18 protein-coding genes and 2 pseudogenes are annotated in these 21,171 nt (G+C 62.4%); 12 read left to right on the top strand and 8 right to left on the bottom strand.

Annotated elements, in window-relative coordinates; all coding sequences use genetic code 11:
- From DDF70_RS29465 to DDF70_RS29475, 3 genes and pseudogenes are all read right to left on the bottom strand, one after another.
- Positions 1-185 (bottom strand): annotated as a pseudogene (locus DDF70_RS29465) (hypothetical protein); the annotation flags it as partial.
- Between the two features lie 17 nt (positions 186-202).
- Positions 203-1,411 carry an acetate/propionate family kinase gene (locus tag DDF70_RS29470; protein WP_114948260.1) on the bottom strand — a complete coding sequence of 403 codons (1,209 nt, stop codon included), beginning with the start codon at positions 1,409-1,411 and terminating at the stop codon, positions 203-205.
- A gap of 3 nt (positions 1,412-1,414) precedes the next feature.
- Positions 1,415-2,392: a phosphate acetyltransferase gene (locus tag DDF70_RS29475; protein WP_114948261.1), complete on the bottom strand. Its 978-nt coding sequence runs from the start codon at positions 2,390-2,392 to the stop codon at positions 1,415-1,417.
- A 925-nt stretch (positions 2,393-3,317) separates the two neighbouring features.
- On the opposite strand from DDF70_RS29475, the gene DDF70_RS29480 reads away from it, so the two are divergent.
- The 8 genes and pseudogenes from DDF70_RS29480 to DDF70_RS29515 all read left to right on the top strand — a co-directional run.
- Positions 3,318-4,097, top strand: coding sequence for a FadR/GntR family transcriptional regulator (locus DDF70_RS29480; RefSeq protein ID WP_114948262.1), 780 nt, complete (start codon positions 3,318-3,320; stop codon positions 4,095-4,097).
- Complete coding sequence (locus DDF70_RS29485) at positions 4,097-4,999, top strand: NAD(P)-dependent oxidoreductase (RefSeq protein WP_245435690.1); 903 nt, start codon at positions 4,097-4,099, stop codon at positions 4,997-4,999. The genes DDF70_RS29480 and DDF70_RS29485 overlap by 1 nt, the downstream gene beginning before the upstream one ends.
- A gap of 14 nt (positions 5,000-5,013) precedes the next feature.
- On the top strand, positions 5,014-5,697 hold the full coding sequence (locus DDF70_RS29490; RefSeq protein WP_114948264.1) for an amino acid ABC transporter permease: 684 nt from the start codon (positions 5,014-5,016) through the stop codon (positions 5,695-5,697).
- Between the two features lie 10 nt (positions 5,698-5,707).
- The gene (locus tag DDF70_RS29495; RefSeq protein ID WP_114948265.1) at positions 5,708-6,376 is read left to right on the top strand and encodes an amino acid ABC transporter permease; all 669 of its coding nucleotides are present in this window, start codon (positions 5,708-5,710) and stop codon (positions 6,374-6,376) included.
- A 1-nt stretch (position 6,377) separates the two neighbouring features.
- Positions 6,378-7,133 (top strand): amino acid ABC transporter ATP-binding protein, encoded by a 756-nt coding sequence (locus DDF70_RS29500; protein ID WP_114948266.1) that lies wholly within the window; start codon positions 6,378-6,380, stop codon positions 7,131-7,133.
- Between the two features lie 34 nt (positions 7,134-7,167).
- Positions 7,168-7,959, top strand: a complete 792-nt coding sequence (locus tag DDF70_RS29505) for a transporter substrate-binding domain-containing protein (RefSeq protein ID WP_425374129.1) — start codon at positions 7,168-7,170, stop codon at positions 7,957-7,959.
- A gap of 69 nt (positions 7,960-8,028) precedes the next feature.
- Positions 8,029-8,475 (top strand): ribose 5-phosphate isomerase B, encoded by a 447-nt coding sequence (rpiB, locus tag DDF70_RS29510; protein WP_114948268.1) that lies wholly within the window; start codon positions 8,029-8,031, stop codon positions 8,473-8,475.
- 21 nt (positions 8,476-8,496) lie between these two features.
- A pseudogene (locus tag DDF70_RS29515) lies at positions 8,497-8,801 on the top strand (aconitase family protein); the annotation flags it as partial.
- Positions 8,802-8,829: 28 nt separating this feature from the next.
- Here DDF70_RS29515 and DDF70_RS29520 read toward each other — a convergent pair.
- Complete coding sequence (locus DDF70_RS29520) at positions 8,830-10,488, bottom strand: arylsulfatase (RefSeq protein ID WP_425374130.1); 1,659 nt, start codon at positions 10,486-10,488, stop codon at positions 8,830-8,832.
- Positions 10,489-11,082: 594 nt separating this feature from the next.
- Between DDF70_RS29520 and DDF70_RS29525 the strand changes: the two genes are divergently transcribed.
- Together DDF70_RS29525 and DDF70_RS29530 are read left to right on the top strand one after the other, a co-directional pair.
- Positions 11,083-11,457 (top strand): Ig-like domain-containing protein, encoded by a 375-nt coding sequence (locus DDF70_RS29525; RefSeq protein WP_114948270.1) that lies wholly within the window; start codon positions 11,083-11,085, stop codon positions 11,455-11,457.
- Positions 11,458-11,599: 142 nt separating this feature from the next.
- On the top strand, positions 11,600-12,283 hold the full coding sequence (locus DDF70_RS29530) for a hypothetical protein (RefSeq protein ID WP_114948271.1): 684 nt from the start codon (positions 11,600-11,602) through the stop codon (positions 12,281-12,283).
- A 514-nt stretch (positions 12,284-12,797) separates the two neighbouring features.
- Here the strand turns inward: DDF70_RS29530 and DDF70_RS29535 are convergent.
- The 4 genes from DDF70_RS29535 to DDF70_RS29550 form a co-directional block, all read right to left on the bottom strand.
- Complete coding sequence (locus tag DDF70_RS29535) at positions 12,798-14,555, bottom strand: adenylate/guanylate cyclase domain-containing protein (RefSeq protein WP_114948272.1); 1,758 nt, start codon at positions 14,553-14,555, stop codon at positions 12,798-12,800.
- A 488-nt stretch (positions 14,556-15,043) separates the two neighbouring features.
- Positions 15,044-17,272, bottom strand: coding sequence for a xanthine dehydrogenase family protein molybdopterin-binding subunit (locus tag DDF70_RS29540; RefSeq protein ID WP_114948273.1), 2,229 nt, complete (start codon positions 17,270-17,272; stop codon positions 15,044-15,046).
- A 5-nt stretch (positions 17,273-17,277) separates the two neighbouring features.
- Complete coding sequence (locus tag DDF70_RS29545) at positions 17,278-18,294, bottom strand: FAD binding domain-containing protein (RefSeq protein WP_114948274.1); 1,017 nt, start codon at positions 18,292-18,294, stop codon at positions 17,278-17,280.
- A complete protein-coding gene (locus DDF70_RS29550; RefSeq protein ID WP_114948275.1) occupies positions 18,291-18,821 on the bottom strand; it encodes a (2Fe-2S)-binding protein in 531 nt (176 codons plus the stop codon). Before DDF70_RS29550 ends, DDF70_RS29545 begins: the two co-directional genes overlap by 4 nt.
- A 274-nt stretch (positions 18,822-19,095) precedes the next feature.
- On the opposite strand from DDF70_RS29550, the gene DDF70_RS29555 reads away from it, so the two are divergent.
- Together DDF70_RS29555 and DDF70_RS29560 are read left to right on the top strand one after the other, a co-directional pair.
- Positions 19,096-19,488: a sulfatase-like hydrolase/transferase gene (locus DDF70_RS29555; RefSeq protein ID WP_342633963.1), complete on the top strand. Its 393-nt coding sequence runs from the start codon at positions 19,096-19,098 to the stop codon at positions 19,486-19,488.
- Between the two features lie 72 nt (positions 19,489-19,560).
- A complete protein-coding gene (locus DDF70_RS29560) occupies positions 19,561-20,997 on the top strand; it encodes an IS1182 family transposase (protein ID WP_114947838.1) in 1,437 nt (478 codons plus the stop codon).
- The last annotated feature ends 174 nt before the right edge of the window (positions 20,998-21,171 follow it).

Below are 21,171 nucleotides of genomic sequence, written 5' to 3' on the forward strand. Positions count from 1 at the left end.
GACAGGCGCTTGATCAGATCCTGGCGCGCCTTCTCGGCGCGGTCCATGCCCTCGACGGACTTGGTGGCCTTCGCCATCTGCATCTCGGTCATGTAGTTCCGCAGATCGGACGCCGACATGAACGTCTCATCCCCAAGCTCCTGCTGGGCGGTGGACTCGTCCGGCTTTGTCTTCAGGGTTTCCATGGCATCAATCTCCGTGGTCAGGATGCAAGTTTGGCCCGTGTCGCGCCGAGCACGCTGCGCGTCTGTCGGGCGATCACAAGCTCTTCGTTGGTGGGGATGACCCACGCGGTGGGTCCGGACCCGGAGGAGATCCGTGGGCCGCCACTGCGGTTGGCCGCCTCGTCGAGGTTGAGCCCGGCCCATCCGAGGCCGGCGATCACCTCGGCGCGGGTCGCCACGTCGTTCTCGCCGATACCCGCGGTGAAGACGAGCCCGTCGAGCCCCCCCAGCGCCGCCACGAGCGAGCCGATCTCTCGGGTGATGCGGTACACGAACAGGTCGATGGCGCGCCTGGCATTCGGATCGCTCGCCGCCTTAGAGCGCAGCACCCGCATGTCGTTCGAGATGCCGGAAACCCCAAGCAGCCCGGACTTTTTGTACAGCACGCTCTCGGCCTCCGCCGGGCTGAGCCTCATCTCCCGCAGCATGAAGAAGATCACCCCGGCATCGACAGCGCCGCAGCGCGTCCCCATTGGCAGACCGTCGAGGGCAGAAAAGCCCATGGTCGTCGCAGCGCTGACGCCGCCGTTGAGGGCGCACAGGCTCGCGCCATTACCAAGATGCGCGACGATCACCCGTCCCTTCGCGAGTTGCGGGTCGTAGTCCTTCAGTACCGACGCGATGTAGTCGTAGGACAGGCCATGGAAGCCATAGCGCCGCACGCCGCGCTCGCGCATCTCGCGCGGCAGGGCGAACAGGGTGGCAATGTCCGTTTGCGTCTGGTGGAAGGCGGTATCGAAGCAGGCGACCTGCGGCATCCCCGGCAGGCGGCGGCGCACGATCCGGATCGGCTCCAGGTTGTGGGGCTGGTGCAAGGGTGCAAGCGGCACGAGCGCCTCAAGCCTCTGAATGACGGAGTCATCGACCAGCACAGGAGTGGAGAACGCCTCGCCGCCATGAACCACCCGGTGCCCGATGGCGATAGGCTTGCGCTCCTCCCGGAACTGGCTCAGCCACGAGACGAGGTGCATCAGCGCCTCCTCGTGCCCGATCCGGTCACCCGAGCTCCAGGTTATCTCATCCAAGAGTTTTCCATCGGCGTCCTTGACGATGAAATGCGCGGAGCCTCCCAGTCCTTCGTAGAGGCCTTTCCAGACGAGCCGCGGCTCCGCGCCGTCGAACATGTCGTAGACCTGGAACTTGAGGCTTGATGACCCTGCGTTGAGAACGATGAGGACGGGCGTCATAGCTCAGACCTCCGGCATGGCGAGCTGATTGCGCTGTGCATCGGCGACGAGCGAGGCGACCGCGCAGGAGGCCAGCCGCGTGATCGTCGAGTCGGCCCGGCTGGTGAGAATGACTGGCACGCGCGCGCCGAGCACGATGCCGGCGGCATCGGCATCGGCCAGGAAGGTGAGGCTCTTGGCGAGCATGTTGCCGGCCTCCAGGTCCGGCACCACGAGGACATTGGCTTGGCCGGCGACGGGCGACTGGATTTTTTTGATCTTGGCGGCGCCGAGGTCGATGGCGTTGTCGAGGGCGAGAGGACCGTCCAGGATCCCGCCCGTGATCTGCCCGCGGTCAGCCATCTTGCATAGGGCCGCTGCCTCGATGGTCGAGGGCACCTTCGGGTTCACCGTCTCCATGGCCGACAGGATCGCCACGCGCACCGGATCGACTCGGAGCGCGCGGGCAAGGTCGATGGCGTTCTGGACGATGTGGACCTTGTCCTCCAGCGTCGGTGTGATGTTCACCGCGGCATCCGTGATGATGAGCGCCGTCTCATGATCAGGAACATCCATGACGAAGCAATGGCTGATCCGGCGGGCCGTGCGCAGGCCGCCCTCGCGGCGAACCACCGCGCCCATGAGCTCGTCCGTATGTAGGCTTCCCTTCATCAGCGCTTCGGCTTCGCCAGCCCTGACGAGTTCGACGGCTTTCTCGGCCGCCGCATGGCTGTGCGGGGCATCGACGATGCGCATCGTGGCGACCGGCTTGCCGAGCCCCGCCGCGGCAGCCATGATCTTGGCCTGCGGCCCGACAAGGATCGGATCGATCAAGCCGAGTTCGACCGCCTCGAACACCGCACCCAGGGATGCTGCGTCGCAAGGATGGGCCACCGCGACCTTCAGCCTCGGCAGTGATCGGGCCGCTGCCACGAGCCGGTCGTATTTAACGTGCTGGCGCGTCTGCTGAGAAGGACTCTGGGTTGATTGAGCGACCGTCATAACCACCTCTCATCTCTATCCCATGCTCAGCCACCACCGCGACTGCCGGACGGCGTTTGGTGCGCACACCGTCTCCGGCTTATCGGGCAGGTCCAGTGTGAACCTCACCCGGTTCGCTGCTTGACCGGTTGGGCCAATGACTTGACGATTTGGGACGGGATGCGACCCCGCCGACGAAGGCCATCGCCGAACTTCTACCGCCTGCCCCGGGGATCGTTTTGACATTTCGCAAGCTGCTTCGAGGATCTCAGGGTTTCAGCTTGTGAGACGAAGCGGTGCTGTGACTGCTGCCGCATATCACCATCTTCCATCGTCCAGTCGGCGAATGTGCCCTGCTGGCCGGGTGCTCAGTCGGAGAGGTCTCCAAGCCGCTGATGAGCATCCGCTTCGATGGTCGCTTTCTTTAGGGGCGACACGTAGCTGGTACCCGCATGACACTTCCCGCGTCGTCAGGGAGCTACACAGGTGAGTTTTCGAACAGAGGGCGGGCGAACCTCAACGAGTTGCGCCCGACGGCGGCATTCGCCTTGATATGTGAGGAAGCTCGTCGTACCCGGGCTGGTCGCTACATGCATCGTGCGTGTTCCGCAGTTCGTACTAACGATCCCGCATCCTCTCCGAACACGAAAGCTTGCTACGAGTGGGCGAGCTCGCTCATCAGAATCAGGGGATCTTGCAACTGAGTTGCGGTGGATTCATGACCGCCCGGTGTGCGGACTTGTTGAGAACACTCACCAGGTATCGCAAAGGCCAACACGCAGCCTGCACACGAGTCTGTTCTCTTCGGCTTCTTTCCTAATTCATATGCAACTCTGTTCGGCATGGCTTCAAATGGCCATTCAACACCATTGGATTGGCTAAGAGCCCGCACCTCGCTTGACTGGCTAACCTTGGTATGTATTCTGGTCTGACCAAGGTAAGATATATGACCGCTGATCTTGAAATCACGCGGCTTAGGGAGAGTGGCGGCAAAGGGTTCGAGAAGGTATTCGCCTTCTTACGCGAGCGTCTGCTCGCAGGCTCGTTGCGGCCGGGTGATCGGCTTATCCCTGAACGCGATCTCGCTGCGCAGCTCGGCGTCAGCCGCCCGATCCTGCGGGAGGCTCTACGCGCTCTCACGGTCCTCGGGGTCGTGGAGATCCGCGACCGTGTCGGCACGATCGTGCGACGCCCAGACCTCTCAGTCCTCAATGATTTTTTCACGTTTGCCTTCGCGCAGCAGTCGGAGGTCATCGATGACGTGATGCAGGCGCGCATTGCAATCGAGTGCCAGGCCATCCGACTCGCCGTCGAGCGGGCGACTGTAACGGACTTCGAGAAGCTTCAGCTTGCCCTTACTCGTATTGCCGAGACGATCGACGACGCAGATGCCGGCAGCGCAGCAGATTTCGAATTCCATCGCACCGTGGTAACGGCCGGAAAATCGGAGACGCTCATCGTTCTGCACGACTCCATGTCGGGTATCCTGATGCGCTCTCATCGCGGGCGGAGAGAACTCCTTCAAGTCTTCGATACGATGAAGACCTACCTGATCGAAGATCACCGACGCATCTTCGATGCCATTGTAGGACGTGATCCAGAATTCGCGGAAAAGGTCCTTCGCGAGCATTTCGCTATCGGCGATGACTTCCGGCGTCGTGCCGCAATCGGAGAGGCCGAGCCTCGAAAAGCCCTGCAGCAAACAAAAAAGAGCGAGACGCCATAATGCAGATAAGCGATCGTAACGGAACAGTCGGCTTCATCGGCTTGGGAACGATGGGACGCGAGATGGCGCTCAATCTGATCAAGGCCGGCTATGCTGTTCGCGCCTATGACGTCCGCAAGGAAGCCGTGGAAGATCTCATCCCCTATGGCGTCAGGGCATGCGAGGACCTGATGGACGCTGCGCGTGACGCGGACATCGTGATCTCCATGCTGCCCGATACGCCGCAAGTCGAAGAGGTCGTCTATGGCGAAGATGGCCTTCTGCATTCGCCGCCAAAGGGCCGGCTCGTTGTCGATATGAGCACGATTTCGCCCGTCGCCGTCCGGCGCATGTATGCGGATCTGAAGGCTGCCGGCATAGCATTTCTCGACGCGCCAGTGTCAGGAGGCCCAGTCGGTGCCAAGAACGCCTCTTTATCGATCATGATCGGAGGTGACCGCGATGCGGTGCTGCGCGCCGAACCTTATTTCCGTGCCATGGGTACGACGATTACCCATGTGGGCGAGGCGGGGTCCGGACAGACAGTCAAGCTCTGCAACCAGCTGGTTTGCGCTATCAACATCCAGGCGATCTGCGAAGCGCTGGCTCTTGGCCGCGCCTCCGGCGTGGATCTTGATAAGCTTCGCAATGTGCTCCTGGGCGGTTCGGCCGCCTCCTGGATGCTCGACAAGCTCGGTCCGGCGATGATTGCCGGTGATGCTTCCGCTGGCTTTCGCATCGACCTGATGCTCAAGGACCTGCGACTGGTGCAGGAACAGGCCTTGTCGCTCTCCGTCCCCCTGCCCGCCACCGCGCTTGTAACAAGCCAATATATCGAGGCGCGGGCGCACGGCGAGGGCTCGCACGGGAATCAAGCTCTTTTCAGGGTTTATGACCGGATGACCAACCAAACGGCCGCGTGACGGGACGGATTGGAATGAATCTCGATCTGGACTTCTCTGTCATCCTCGAGCGATGGCCGACCTTCTTCGATGGGGCACTACTCACCCTGCAATTGGCCTTTATCGCCACCGTGCTCGGCACGATCATCGGCGTTCTCGGCGCCATCGGGCGGCGCAGCAGCCATCCACTAATCGCGCGGGTCTGCGGCATCTATGTCGAGGCGATCCGTAACACACCGCTTCTGGTTCAGATCTTCCTCGTCTATTTCGGGCTCGCCAGCCTGGGATTGAGGTTTTCCGCTTTCGTTGTCGCGGCAGCAGCCCTCACGATCAATGTCGGCGCATACACGACCGAGATCATCCGCGCCGGCTTCGACTCCATTCCCCGCGGGCAGATCGAGGCCGCTGAAGGCCTGGCGCTGTCCCGGACTCAGATCTACTGGCACGTCGTCATGTGGCCGGCCATCGAGAAGGTCTACCCGTCCCTGACCAGCCAGTTCGTGTTGCTGATGCTCGCATCGTCGGTGACATCCCAGATCTCGGCGGAAGAACTGACTGCGGTCGCGAACTACGTGCAATCCGACACCTACCGGGCCTTCGAGACCTACATCCTCGTCGCCATCGTCTATATCGTTCTGTCTCTGGTCATGCGTGCCGGATTTTGGCTTCTCGGCCTCGTCATTTTCCCGCGTCGTCGGCGCCTCGGCACCCCTTTGTGAGGAGGAATAGATGGGCGGTTCCCTGAATGCCAATCACCTCATGTTCCTCGGCTATGGAGCGTTGTGGACCATAGGCCTGTCGCTTATCGGCCTTCTCGGAGGCGGCATCGCCGGGTTCATCATCGCCCTCTGCCGCATCTCGCCGAGCCATATCGTACGGCTTATCAGCGCCGGCTATGTCCAACTCATTCAGGGCACGCCGCTTCTCGTCATCATGTTCCTGACCTACTTCGGACTGCCGACGCTCGGCGTGACTGTCTCTCCGCTGACAGCGGCCGGGGCGTCGCTCACGATATATGTCGGCGCCTATCTCGGCGAGATCTGGCGCGGCAGCATCGAGTCGGTTCCAAAGCCGCAATGGGAGGCGGCAGAAGGGCTCGCCCTCAGCCGCTCTCAACGGATGGCGAAGGTCATCCTTCCACAAGCGATCCGGATCGCGACACCGCCGACCGTGGGCTTCATGGTGCAGATCATCAAGAACACCTCGCTGGCTTCGGTGGTTGGCTTCGTGGAACTCGCGCGGTCCGGCCAGATCATCAACAACTCCCTCTTCGAGCCATTCCTGATCTACACCATCATAGCAGCGATCTATTTCGCCCTCTGTTATCCCATCTCGCGCATCAGCCGCCGCCTGGAGATGCGCGGCGGCCCTGCCCGCCTCTCACTCGGGACTGCCTGACATGCACAAGATATTGAACGCAGCCACTCAGTCGCCCGTCGTTTCGCTCAACAACGTGCACAAGAGCTTCGGTAAGCTCAAGGTTCTCGACGGCGTCAGCTTCGAGGTTGATCGGGGCGAGGTCCTCGCCCTCATCGGCCGCAGCGGCTCCGGCAAGAGCACCGCCCTTCGCTGCATCGACCGCTTCGAGACGATCGATAGCGGCGAGATCGTCGTGTGCGACCACCGCGTCAGCGATCCGAAGCTGGACCTGAGAGCATTACGTCAGGATGTCGGTATCGTCTTCCAGAGCTACAACCTGTTTCCTCATCTGACCATCGAGGAGAACATCACCCTCGCCCCCTGCTCAGTGAAGGGCCTCTCCAAATCTCAAGCGAAGGAGCAGGCACGGCGGGTTTTGGCCCAGGTTGGATTGGAAGACAAAATTCACCAGTATCCCGAACAGCTTTCCGGAGGCCAACAGCAGCGTGCGGCGATTGCTCGGTCGCTCGCCATGCAGCCCAAGGTGATGCTGTTCGATGAAGTGACCTCAGCCCTTGATCCGGAACTGACCGGGGAGGTGCTGAAGGTCATCGAGGCGCTCGCTGCGGACGGCATGACCATGGTGATGGTCACGCACGAGATGGGATTTGCCAGAGGAATCGCCAACCGGGTGGTGTTCATGCACCGTGGCAAGGTCCATGAAACTGGACCTGCCGGGATCCTGACCTCCCCCGCAACTCCGGAACTCGCCCAGTTCGTTGGCACCGGGCTATAAACGACAAGCAAGACTTAGGGAGATAACAACGATGATGAAGCGCCCGCTCTACGCTGCCGCAGTCGCAATGACCTGCGTGGTGGCACTCGGCACCACCGCAGCCCACGCCGACCTTCTCGATGATATTATGAAGGCGAAGAAGATCCGGATCGCGACCGATTTGGCGATTCCGCCATCCGGCATGATGGATTCGAACCTCAAGCCAACGGGATCGGACGTGGAAACCGCTCAGCTTCTTGCCAAGGACCTGGGACTGGAGCTCGAGTTCGTACAGACCACGGGCGCGACCCGCATTCCAAACATTCAGACCAACAAAGCGGATATCATCATATCGACACTGTCCGTTACGCCGGAGCGTGCCAAGGTGATCGACTTTACCAAGGCCTATGCTGCGCTGCAATCCGTTGTTGCGTGCCTGAAAACCGTTGAGGCGAAGGGCTGGGAGGACTTGAAGGGTAAAACCATTGCCGTCTCTCGTGGCACAACGCAGGATACGGAGTTGTCGAACATGAAGGATCGCAATCTCACCCTCGCCCGCTTTGACGACGATGCTACAATGGTGACGGCCGCCGTTTCCGGACAGGCTGACTGCGTTGCAACGTCGGCGACGATTGCAAACCAGATCGGTGTAAAGAACCCGGCCCGGACATTCGAACCGAAGGTTCTCATTCGCACCTTCGATCTTGCTATCGGTGTGCGCAAAGGTGAGCCGCGCCTGGTCGAGAAGCTCAACGAATGGATTTCAACCAACCTGAAGAACGGCAAGCTGAACGAAATCTATAAGAATTTCCATGGTACCGAGCTCCCGCAGGAAATGCGGAGCTGATCCTGGAAGAATCCGAGTGGTGCCTCCGGCACCACTCGACCCGCAATCACAGTACAAAAGGCTTTTTCAATGCGCGTCGTAATCGGATCGGATCACGCCGGGTGGCCCCTCAAGAACGCGGTGGTCGAGCACGTACGCTCGCTCGGACACGAGGTCATCGACGTAGGGTCCTTCGATGACAAACCTGTCGACTTTCCGGACATCGCCCGCGCACTGACTCAGAAGGTCAAGTCCGGTGAAGCGGAGCGCGGCATCATGGTCTGCGGCACTGGCGTCGGTGCGTCGATTGCCGCCAATAAGGTCAAGGGCATTCGTGCCGCCGTCTGTCACGACATCCATTCGGCGCACCAGTCGGTTGAGCACGACGACGTGAACGTGATGTGCATCGGTGCCAAGATCGTCGGCTCCTGGCTCGCGCAGGATCTCGTCTCGTCGTACCTGTCGGCTGAATTCTCAACCGATGAGGATTGCCGCCGACGCGTGGAGATGCTTCACGCCATGGATGCAGAGGGCTGAGGTCGATCCCGGAAAGGAAGCGCGCGTGACATGATCCTGAACTGGCTGGAGACAGGACGCAGCGAAGAGGGGATCCCTTCCTGCCCGGCCGCTTCATGATGCACGACACCACCTCTGGTCCGGCCCTGGTGGACATCGCCGGTATGCGCGCCTCCCTCGCCGAGGCAGGGTACGATCCGATCCGGCTCAATCCCGTGCTGCCGGTCGACGTCTCGACCGACTATTCCCTCGACGTGTCCTGGGCCATGCCCGATACCCTGATCGGCACCGACAGCCACACGCCCATGATCAAAGGCATAGGCGTGCTCGGTTGGGGCGCTGGCGGGCGCGGAAAGCGCCCACCCCTTGCTTCATTCAGTTGCCCGGCTTGTTGCGGATTGCCTGCTCAACCTGCCGCTTCACGGCCTCCAGGTTGAAGGAAGCAGGGTCCTGCATCGGCGGGTAATCGATCGCCGTCGCCGCCAGCTTCGCAACTTCCTGCTGGACGGAGACGAAGCGCCAGAACTCGCGGGCATAGAAGTCGTTCATGTAGCCGCCCCCAAGATCGTTCAGGCTCTGGCGGCCAATCGACGGAGTCCGCTCGAACGGGTCCTGGCGGATGTTGACCATGACGGGCATGTCCGTCGTCACCTTCGGTCCAGGCCAGCCCTCCGGCTGCTGGTAGAACTGATACTTGAAGTCGCCGATGCGGATCGCGCCGAGCTGCGGGCCGCCGAAGTAGAAGAACTCGTTCCGAACTGACGGACCGTTGCCTTGCAGGAGCGCGAGCTGGTTGTAGCCGTCGAGATGGTTCTTGTAGCTGCGGTCGCCGAGCTGCACGCCCTTGAGAAGCTGGTCGGTGATGTTCGGGTTGCCGGCCGCGGCCAGCAGCGTCGGGAACCAGTCGAGCGCCGAGAAGACGCCGTTCTCGACCGCACCGGGCTTGACCTTCCCCGGCCAGCGGATGATCGCCGGGGCGCGGAAGCCGCCTTCGTTGACCGTTCCCTTCGTCGCCTTGAACGGAGTCATGCCACCGTCGGGCCACGTGAACACCTCGGCTCCGTTGTCGGTGGTGAAGACGACGATCGTGTTGTCGGCCTGGCCTGAATCCTCCACGCATTTCAGCAGGGCGCCGACACTGTCGTCGAGCTGCGCCATGCCGGCTTCCTCAAGCCCATAGTTGGTCTGGCTGTTCATCAGGGCCTGATACTTCGGCGACAGGAACGTCCAGACGTGCATGCGAGTCGTGTTGTGCCAGACGAAGTACGGCTTTCGGTCGGTCTTGGCCTTATCCATGAAGTCGCACGACGCCTTGACCAGCACCTCGTCGAAGGTGGTCATGTCGTACTTCGCCTTCGGCGTGATGTCGTGCATGTTCGGCACGTTGGTCATGTTGGGATAGGGTGCGAGCGGTCCCTCGTCGACGATCCGCTGCCTGCCGATCCGGCCCCAACGCGGCTGCTCGGTCTGATCGTCCGTGTCGGTCGCATAGGTGTGTAGCAAGTTGCGCGGGCCGACCTTGTCGCGATAGGACTGGTCGTCCGGGAACGAGTACCAGTACGGATCGGACATCGCGTCGAGGTGGTACAGGTAGCCGAAGAACTCGTCGAAACCGTGCAGCGTCGGCAGGTACTTGTTCAGGTCTCCGAGGTGGTTCTTGCCGAACTGGCCCGTCGCATATCCCTGGACCTTGAGAGCGGAGGCGATCGTCGCGGCCTTGTCCGGCATACCCACATCGGCGCCCGCCTGACCAACGGTGGTGAGGCCGGTGCGCAAAGGGATTTCGCCGGTGATGAAGCTCGCCCGGCCCGCCGTGCAGCTCGCCTCGGCGTAGTAATCGGTGAACATCATGCCCTGCGACGCCAGCCGATCGAGGTTGGGCGTCTTGCCCGACATGATTCCACGGTGATAGGCGCCGACGTTGAACCAGCCGACATCATCGCCCATGATGACGAGGATGTTGGGCCTCTGCTGCGTTCCGGCAGGTGGCGCCTGCGCCAGAGCAGGTGTCATGGCCGAGGCGCCGCAGAGCATCGTCGCGCCGCAGATCAGCGTTTTCAGTTTCATCGCGCTTCCCTCTTCGTTTGGCCCCTATCTCTTGTCGGCGATCCGTCCGGGAAACGGGCTGTGGAAGGCTCGGCCCGGGAAGCTCGGCCCAGGAATCTCAAGAATGTTGCGTCGATCTGTCGGCATCGGTCTTCCGAATCGTGCCGGGACGCAGGCTCCGTCGCGTGTTCCCGGCGGTTGGCGTGATGTCGACGACGGTCATACCTACCTGCCCCTGGCGCGCCGCCAGTGTCTCACGGCAGCCGGACGGCGGGCTATCGGGTTTTGTACTGAGCCTGCCTAGGGAAAACCCGGACGATGATGGCAGCTCCTTCGGTTGTCACCTGCGCCGCCGCAGGAGCGTCCCGATCTGGCAAGCGGATGGCTCATCGGGTCAAGCAGGGTTGGTGGATCGGCCTAAAATGCTCCCCGCGCGTCCGCCTGACCGTGACTTCCGGGTGCGTGCCCTGATCGGCTCATATGCCCTGTCTGACCCGAAGATCATGGTGCCTTGCCCGACAGGGATGGAGCACGGGCGCAACTGCAGGACCCGCGCGATAACCATCGAGAGGAGAAACTGTCATGACGAAGTCGGTTTCGATCGTAGTGCTCCCATTAGCATTGCTGTCTGCCGGGCCGACCCTGGCCCAGGCGCCGGCCATGTGCGTCATCGCGGGTAATCGGGCCATCATGGGGGCCAACATGGAGGGCGCCTTCGACGTCCAGGCAGGACAGGGATGCATGTCCGACATCACTCCTCAAGGCACGCTCACCCGTTCGGAGATCAGCCAGCGGCCGCAGCATGGCACCCTGAACATGATCGACAAGGACACTTGGACCTACACGCCCGCTCCGGGATACAGCGGCCCCGACAGCTTCGCGATCACCGCAACGGGGCAGAGCATCGACGAGAAGCCCGGCACCTCCGTGCTCAGCTATAGGGTAGCCGTGAAGTAGCCGCAAACGGCACGTGAGCCGCTCCTCGGATCGGACAAGAGACGGCGGGGTCACAGGCTCTCGGTGTCCGCCGTCTCATCGCACGTTCTCATCGACGCCGACCGTTTGGCGTGTCGGAAGCTGACGAAAGGGAGGTCTCGCCATGCTCAGCAAGCACTTCGCCTGTCTTATCCTGCTAACCGGTGGCCTCTGCACGATGACGATCAGCGTGCCCGCGCAGGACGCGGACGGCAGACAACAGATGCCGCTCGCGAAGACCATCGGTCGGGTCACCCCCACGGGCCCGGTCCCGTCGCTCGCCGTCCTCAACGCCGCTGGCGCGAAGCTCGAGGGCAACAAGCTGACCTTGACCGGCGTATCGCCGAATTCGATCGTATTCGCTGATCGCCCGGTGCGCGCGGCCGGGCACGTCATGACCCAGCAGTTCATCATGCAATGGGATGAGGGCAAGGACAGCTTCTCCAAGGATCCACCCAACGCGACCGTGTCCGTCCTGGGCGGTGACGGCTCGAAGGTGATCGATGCCGTGGTGACCCTGAAGTCGCCGAAGCTCGAAGGCGGCAATCTCACCTTCGACGTTGCAGTGCTGGAAGGCAATCTCGCCGGAGCGAGCGGTCCGGCGGCGCTGTTCATTGACTACTTCGCCGGCGACTTTGATCGCGCTGGAGATTATAGAGGCGCCCGCAGCGCCTACTGGCATGCTCCTGTCTATCACGGTGCTTGGTACGGGCGATCGGGTGTCTCCAATGCAAGTGCGGCCTACAACTCGTACGTCATCCCAAACCAGTGCGGCTACTACCCGTACTCGCCGTGCGGGAACGAATAAGGGTCTCTGCGACGGGAATTGCCATTCACAAGGGTGGAAAAGGTCTGCAACGGGTCAACCAGGGAAATCTGGTGCCGGTTCGCGACGTCCGGTGTCCCCTGCCAGAGCTGACACTCGATCCACTTTCGAGAAGTGCCATGAACGGACGTTCTTGGTTCACAAGTTCGTTTCGCGGATGCCACAATGAAACGTGCCGCTCCGATGCTCAAACTCTGAGCTGGCGTATCGTTTATTGCGGAAAACCGGGCCCACTTTTCCGCACGATGCGCTAGATCGCCGCTGCATCGGTCCGGCATTCGGCAGCAAACGCCAACAGACTTGAGCCACGCCTTCCAGCGTCTCAACGCCTTTACTCGCGATGAGCCCATAGACGAAGCGATCTTCGTGTTGGCGGCTTTGTTGCGGCGGCCGCGAGATGGGCTTCCACGCCGCACAATTTCGAACGTCGTCGCGACATGCTGCCAGGAACGCTCCTCACCGGTAAGCGATCGGTTCTCGAGGTCAATCCAACCTGTCAATCCAGGCCGGCACGGGCAAGTCCCTCGATCAGGCGCGCCCGATCCTCGGCGCGGACGAAAGAGGATGTTGCTGCGACCGCGTCCCGTGAGATGTCAGGGACGAGCGACTTGAGCCGTCCAAGCAGGTCCGTGGCAGCCTCCTGGTTGCCCAGAAGTCCGGCACAGGCCGTGCCGATGATCAGCGGAACCGCGTGGCCGGACCGCAAGCGATTTGCCTCGCGTGCATAACTCAATCCAAGCTCGTAATTCGCGCCCTGGAAGTAAGCCATGGCGTAGTAGAACTGAAAGTCGCCGAGAAAAGCCTCGCGCGGGCTCAGTCTGAGGGCGTAGTCGATGCAAGGAATGGCGTCCGCCGCGCGGCCCCCGTTGGCATGCGCAAGTCCCAACTGGCCGTGTGCAAACGCGGAGTTGGGGTTGATCGCGACAGCCTGGCTGATCGCTGCCGTCGCCAGGACATTGTCACGCGTCGCAAAGGCTATCATCGCCTGCGCAAGGTAAGCCCACGGTTCCTTATCGTCCGCGGCAATGGCCTTTTGGACGATATCCCTGGCAAGGGTCAGGGCGTATCCCATGTCCTCCCATCCCTGGAACGCGCGCCATATCGTAATCCAACCTTTCATGGCGAGCGCCTGGGCATAATCGGGCGCCAGTCCGATGGCCCGATCCAGCAAGGGGAGCATCTTCCCGCTGCTCTCCTCAGACAACTGAGAACACAGGAACACCGCCCGCACGACACATTCCCAGGCATCAAGGCCATGATGCGGCTTGGGGCTTTCGCGAGCATGCTCTGCGGCCAGGAGTTCCGGCCCGATGCGACCGACGACGCTGGCGGTGATTTCGTCCTGAATGACGAAGATGTCGCCGAGGTCGCCGTCGTACCTCTCGGCCCAGAGATGGGCTTCGGAGGCCGCATCGATGAGCTGCGCGGTCACCCTCACGCGGTTGCCGGACTTGCGGACACTCCCCTCGAGAACATAGCGGATCCCGAGTTCGCGCCCGATGGCGCGCACATCCACGGGCTTTCCCTTGTAGGTGAACATCGTGTTGCGGGCGATCACGAAGAAGCCCTTGAGCTTGGATAGCGCGGTGGTGATGTCGTCGGTGAGCCCATCACTGAAGAAGTCCTGCTCCGGGTCGGTGCTCATGGCGTTGAACGGCAGGACGGCAATGGATGGTCGGTCCGGAAGTGCAGGCCTGGGCGACACCGTTCGTGCGGCTCCCCCTTCCAGAAGGGCGCGGTACAGGCGCACCGGTCGCTCCATGTTCTTGAGCGCGCGTTCGCCGAGGTACTCGTAGCCGCAGTCAAGCTTGCCCTGGAGGTGATCGTAGGCCATGCCGGAAATGCAAATGCCGCCTGGATCCGCCAGGGTCTGGAGGCGGGCCGCGATGTTGACGCCGTCGCCGTAGAGATCCCCATCAACCTCGTGGATCACATCACCGAGATTGACGCCGATCCGGAAGATGATGCGTCGCTCCGTTGGGATGTCGGCCTGGTTCTCGGCAACGGTCTTCTGGATGGCGACCGCGCACGCGACGGCATCGACGACCGAGCCGAACTCCACGAGCGCACCGTCGCCCATCAGCTTGACAATACGGCCCTGATGCTCGGCCAGCAGCGGATCGATAACCTCCCGGCGCAGAACCTTCAGGGCCGACAACGTCCCAGCCTCGTCCTGTTCGACGAGGCGGGAATAGCCGACGACGTCAGCGGCCAGGATCGCGGCCAGCCGCCGCTCCGCCCTTCCAGTTACCATGGCTGTCTCTCCCTCAGGAGATCCGCCGGATGAAGCCCAGGCGATTGACGCGACATGCACCATCCGGCTGCCCGACACCGCGACCGTGCTGGTTCATGATACCACTGAGACGGTCATGTGGCGACGCTTCGCCAACAGGCTATGTTTGAGAGTGACAGGTTTCACGAGGCGGTGCTGCAAAGGGCCAGAGCACGAGATCGACGAAACGAAACAGCATGGGCACAGGCGCCGCCGGAGGTTGGAGCGACGCCCGCGGCTCCCGAGCCTCTGCCACTTCCGCAGATATCTCACCCTCGGGAGCATCAGCGTCAGGATTGCCCTGCCCTTTTGGAACATACGGTTTGACGGGGATTGCTGCCTTCGAGCCAATTGTCAGGCGTGCCTCGGCCGGACATTCCTCAATCGCCCTGAAGAGGCCAATTCAGAAATGTACCATGTCTCAATCGGGACATAGGTCCTGCCCGAGATGATGTTGCCGGCCTTCTGGATCACTGGATAAGCTTATCCAACGTGATGGGCAGGTCGCGCACGCGCTGTCCCGTCGCGTGATGGACCGCATTGGCGATCGCGGCGGCAACGCCGACAATGCCGATCTCGCCCAGGCCCTTGATGCCGAGCTGATTGATGCGGTCGTCCGGCTCGTCGACGAAGATCACCTCGATGTCGTGTATGTCGGCATTCACCGGCACGTGATACTCCGCAATATTGGCATTCATGACGCGCCCGAAGGTGTGATCGAGAAGCGTTTCCTCGTGCAGCGCCATGCCAATGCCCCATACCACCCCGCCCAGGATCTGGCTGCTGGCGGTCTTGGTGTTCAGGATGCGTCCCGCCGCGACGGCGTTGACGACGCGGGTCACACGAATAACTCCGAGTTCCTCGTCTACCTTGACCTCGGCGAAGACTGCCGAATGCGTGTTGTGCGAATGTGCCTCGTCCTTAGGAAAGCTCGTTGTCTTCTCCTGCTCGATGCGGTCGATGCCGCCATGCCGCATGGCGTCCGCAATCGACACCATGCGGGCCGGGTCCTTGTTGGTCACGAGATTGCCGTCGGCGAGCCGGACGTCCTCGGGCCCAACGTCCGCAAGCGGCGAATTCGGCACCTTCCTGGCGAGGGTCAACAGTTCGCGGCGAACCGCGTCGGAGGTCGTCACGATCGCATTGGCGACCGATGCCGCAATCCATGACCCTCCTTCGACGGGCGATTGCGGCAGCGTCGAGTCGCCGAGTTTGACGCTGATGTTCTCAAGCGAAAGGCCCAGCATGTCGGCTGCGACCTGAGCCATGATCGTGTAGGTGCCGGTGCCGATGTCGGAGGTCGCGCAGGACACCTCAGCATGCCCATTGGCGGTGAGTACGATGCGCACCGCGATCGGCACCTGCAACGCCTCCCAGACGCCGGTCGCCATACCCCAGCCCACAAGTTCACTGCCATCGCGCATCGAGCGCGGCTCAGGATTGCGTTTGTCCCAGCCGAACGCTTCGGCGCCGCGGCGATAGCATTCCCGCAGGTTCTTGCTGCTGTAGGGTCGGTTGGCGATCTGGTCACGGTCCGAATAACACCGCAATCGCAGATCGAGAGGGTCGATCCCGAGCGCGACCGCGAGCTCGTCCATGGCGCATTCGAGAGCATAGACCCCGGTCGCTGCGCTCGGAGCCCGCATGTCACATGAGGTTGGAAGGTCCAGCGGCGCGAGCCTGTGCGCGTATGTCGTATTGGGGCATTCGTAGAGCAGGCCGGACCAGCCGGTCTCCTGCCGATAGAAATGCTCGTACTGCGAGGTCACGGTGACGGCGTCATGCGCAATCGCCTCAAGGGTTCCGTCGGCTTTGGCGCCGAGCTCGATCCGCTGGGTCATCGCCGGCCGATAGCCGAGCCCATACATCTGCTGCCGGGTGAGCACGACGCGCACCGAGCGCCTCAAGGCGAGCGCTGCCAGCGCCGCGAGCACCGCCTGATATTGCGGTCGCAGTCCCGAGCCGAACGCGCCGCCTGTGAAGGGCGAGAGCACGCGGACGCGCTCCGGCGCGAGCTCGAGCGCGCCGCAGAGATACCGCTGGACATTCTGAACACCCTGGGTCTTGTCGTAGACGGTGAGCTTGCCGTCGGGCTCGTACATCACCGTCGAGGCGTAGAGCTCGATCGGGTTGTGATGCTCGATCGGGACGGAATACTCGCCCTGATGGCGGATGGCCGCTGCCGCAAGAGCCGCCTGGGCGTTGCCGCGTGGCTTCGGTGGGGCGAAGGGGTTCGCGCCGGCCTTCGCAGAGGCTTTCAAGACCGACGCCACTTCGCGTTGGCGTTGCAGGTCCGTGACGTGGGGCTCCTCGTCGTAGTCGACCTGAACCAGGGAGGCGGCGAACTGGGCGGTCTCCAGATCGTTGGCCACAACCAGCGCCACCGGCTGACCATCGAACAGGATCGTAGCATCGTAGAGAGGCCGAAAGGGTGAACCGTCCGGCGCCAAATCGTCCTTGTAGCCGCTGTCGGCGTCTGCCATCCGCGGCCGGTTCGTGTGCGTGAGAACCTCGATCACGCCGTCGACCCTCAGGGCATCGCTCACATCGACGCGCGTGATCCTGCCCTTGGCGATGGTGGATGTGACGACGCAGCCGTGCGCAAGGTCGGCGGCCTTGGGTTCTGCTGCGTATTTTGCCGTGCCTGTGACCTTGGCATGGCCATCGACGCGGGATGTGGCGGTGCCGATATAGGTCATGACAGTCACCGGATCTTTTTGATGGCTTGGACTTGAGGCGTGCCGCGCGCGGCCTGCGTCAACGTGCGTTCGATCGCACGACGGGCAAGGCCAATCTTGAAATTGTTGTGCCCGAAGCCACGGCTACCCTGCAGCAGGATGTCGGCTGCCTTGGCAAAAGCCCCACGATCAGGAGCTTCGCCCTGCAACGCCGCTTCGGCTTCGATCCTCCGCCAGGGCTTGTGGGCCACGCCGCCGAGCGCAAGCCGCGCTTCCTTGATGCGCCCGTTCTCGAGTTCCAGGGCCGCCGCAACCGACACGAGTGCGAATGCATAGGACAGCCGGTCCCGGATCTTCAGGTAGCTGTGGTTGGCAGCGAAGCCCTTGGGCGGCAGCTCGACGGCTACGATGATCTCGTCCCGCGCGAGATTGGTGTCGATCTCCGGGGTATCGCCCGGCAGGCGATGGAAATCGGCGAAAGGTATCGTGCGCTCGCCGGAGGGCCCAATGACATGTACCATGGCCTCGAGCGCCGCGAGCGCGACGCACATGTCGGACGGGTGCGTCGCGATGCAGGCTTCACTCGTCCCAAGGATGGCATTGCTGCGGTTGATGCCGGTGATTGCGGAGCAGCCGCTGCCGAGCTCGCGCTTGTTGCATGGCGTCACGGCGTCATAGAAATACAGGCACCGCGTGCGCTGCATCAGATTTCCGCCGGTCGATGCCATGTTGCGCAATTGCTGCGATGCACCCGCCAGGATCGCGCTCGACAACAAGGGATAGCGCGCTTCGACCAGCGGATGGTAGGCCAAGTCGCTGTTCGGTACGAGCGCGCCGATGCGCAAGCCCCCGCCCGGGGTTTCCTCGACGGTCCTGAGTGGCAGATGCGAGATGTCGATGAGCCGCCCTGGGCGCTCGACATCGTATTTCATCAGGTCCACGATGTTGGTGCCCCCGGCGATGAATCTGGCGTCCGGATCGGCTGCGATCTGTCGGAGAGCGTCGCCAACGTCGGTCGCCTGGGTAAACTGAAAGTTGATCATGGCTTGCTTCCCATTTCAGCCATGGCCTGCTGGATCGCCGCGACGATCCTGGGATACGCACCGCAGCGGCAGATATTGCCGCTCATCAGTTCGCGGATCTCGTCCTCGCTGTGCGCCCTGCCCTCGTTGATCAGGGCCACGGCCGACATGATCTGGCCGGGCGTGCAATAACCGCACTGGAAGGCATCGTGGTCGATGAAGGCCTGCTGCACCGGATGCAGCGCGCCGTCCTTCTCCAATCCTTCGACGGTGACCACTCGGGAGCCGTCCAGTCTGATCGCGAGGACGAGACAGGACGTCACCCGGCGCCCATCCACGAGCACGGTGCAGGCGCCGCATTGGCCGTGATCGCAGCCCTTCTTGGTGCCAGTCAGATCCAGATCCTCGCGCAGCGCGTCGAGCAACGTCGTCCATGGTGCAACGGTCAGCGTACGCGCCGCTTCGTTGACATGAAGCGTGATCGTGACCTTTGAGGGCAGTGAAAGGCTGTTCTGGCCCTTTTGGGCCTCTCGCAGGGGCTTATCCATGGGGATCGTCCAACCAGACGGCGTTTGTCACGTTACGCGGTGTGGCGGAGAGGTCGTACGGATCCTGCTCCGGATCACGCTACCATTGATTTACATTCTGCCTCCCGAACGGCGAAGTCAAGACACCGGCGCGTTGATGTGACCCAGCTCAGGAGCGAGCGATGTCCACCCTTGCCCGGGAGAATGCCTATGGCGCGCCTGAGTTAGTCTCGAGACAGCGTGCCACCAGCCCGCGAAGTTTCATGCTTGGAAGGCGATACTCTATATCCTCCCGATGGCCGGCAGCTTTGCCGCCGGCCGCCGCTTCAGGACAGAATCTGCAAACCTATCCCTGCAAGGTCTGGATCGAGCCAACTCCCGGCACGCCGGGGTCGCCGACGCAACCACCACGATCTACGGGCGCCATCTGCCGCCGCCGCAACGCTTTGAGGGCGAGATCAACCTCAATGCCGCCCAGTCGAAGCCGGCCTGGCCCGCCCGCGCGGTGCCACCGCAGGGCGGGCCCAACATCCTGTTGATCATGACCGACGATGTCGGCTTCGGAGCGCCGTCCACCTTCGGCGGCATCATTCCGATCCCGAACATGGACCGCATCGCCGCCAATGGGTTGCGCTACACGAACTTCCACTCGACGGCGCTGTGCTCACCGACCCGCGAGAAGGTCTGAAGCGGGTCGAGGCTGTGTCAAAACGCGGAATCTAGTAATCTGGTTGGGTCAGTACGGACTGGAGGGATCGCGATGAAGCGGTTTGTCCAAGGCCAGGAGCGCAGCCAAGGCACCTTGTTCCCGGTCTGCCTCGACGAGTACGTCAGTGACGACAATCCGGTGCGGGTGATCGACGTCTTTGTCGAGGAACTCGACTTGCATGCCCTGGGGTTCGAGAGTGTCATCCCACAGGCGACGGGCCGCCCGGCCTACCATCCGGCGGCCCTGCTCAAGATCTACATCTATGGCTATCTCAACCGCATCCCGTCCAGCCGCCGCCTCGAGCAGGAGACCGGCCGCAACCTTGAGCTGATGTGGCTCACCGGCCAGCTTCAGCCGGATCACAAGACCATCGCCCGCTTCCGCAAGGACAATGGACCGGCCATTCGGGCCGTGTGCCGCCAGTTCGTCGGGCTGTGCCGCACGCTCAACCTGTTCTCGCAGGCGGTGGTGGCCATCGACGGCTCCAAGTTCAAGGCGGTCAACGCGCGGGACAAGAACTTCACGCCGGCCAAGCTCGCCAAGCGCATCGAGCAGGTGGAGGCCAGCATCGCACACTATCTGTCCGCCCTCGACACGGCCGATCGGCAGGAGAGCGAGCTGGCGCAGGTGAAGGCCGGGCGGATCAAGGACAAGATCGCGGCGCTCAGAGAGCAGATGCAGCAGTTCCGGGAGCTGGAGCAGCAGGTGCTGGCGGCTCCCGACCAGCAGATCTCGCTCACTGATCCGGACGCGCGGGCGATGACCAACCGGGGCATCGGCACGGGCATCGTCGGCTACAACGTTCAGGCCGCGGTGGATGTCCAGCACCACCTGATCGTCGCACATGAGGTCACCAACAGCGGCTCGGATCGGGGCCAGTTATCGGTGATGGGCCAGCAGGCGCAGGGTGCCATGGGCACGCCGAGCCTGGAGGCTCTGGCGGACAGAGGCTACTACAAGGGCGAGGACATCCTGGCCTGCGAGAGAGCTGGGATCACGCCCTATGTGCCCAAGACCCTCAACTCGAGCGCCAAGGCTGACGGACGCTTCGGCAAGCAGGACTTCGTCTATCATCCCGAGGATGACACCTATCGCTGTCCCGCCGGAGAGCGCCTGACGCGACGATGCTCCACCATCGAGCATGGGATGCTGCTGCATCTCTACTGGACCAGCTGCTGCCAAACCTGTGCGCTCAAAGATCAGTGTACGCCCGGCAAGGAGCGCCGGGTCAGACGCTGGGAGCATGAGGATGTGCTCGATGCGATGCAGGAGCGGCTCGATCGGGCCCCGGAGACGCCGCGTCTGCGGCGGCAGACGGTGGAGCATCCGTTTGGAACGATCAAGGCCTGGATGGGTGCTACGCACTTCCTGACCCGGACCTTGGAGCGGGTGCGCACCGAGATGAGCCTGCACGTGCTCGCCTATAACCTGAAGCGGGTTCTGGCGATCCTCGGACCAGGGCCGCTGCTGGCAGCAATCCAGTCCTGAGGGGGCATCGCTCTAGGCACCCAAGCTGATCACGATGGCTGGGACACCAGCAAGAATGACATCCAGCCTTGTCGATGAGCCAAACGGCCGTTGTCACCTGCGCTCCAGCCGATCAGAGGATCACAGAGGTGAGCTCACTCGGTCCCGATCTGCGTTTTGACACAGCCTCGGTCA

It is taken from the genome of Microvirga calopogonii, assembly GCF_003347665.1.
Classification (GTDB): Bacteria; Pseudomonadota; Alphaproteobacteria; order Rhizobiales; family Beijerinckiaceae; genus Microvirga; species Microvirga calopogonii.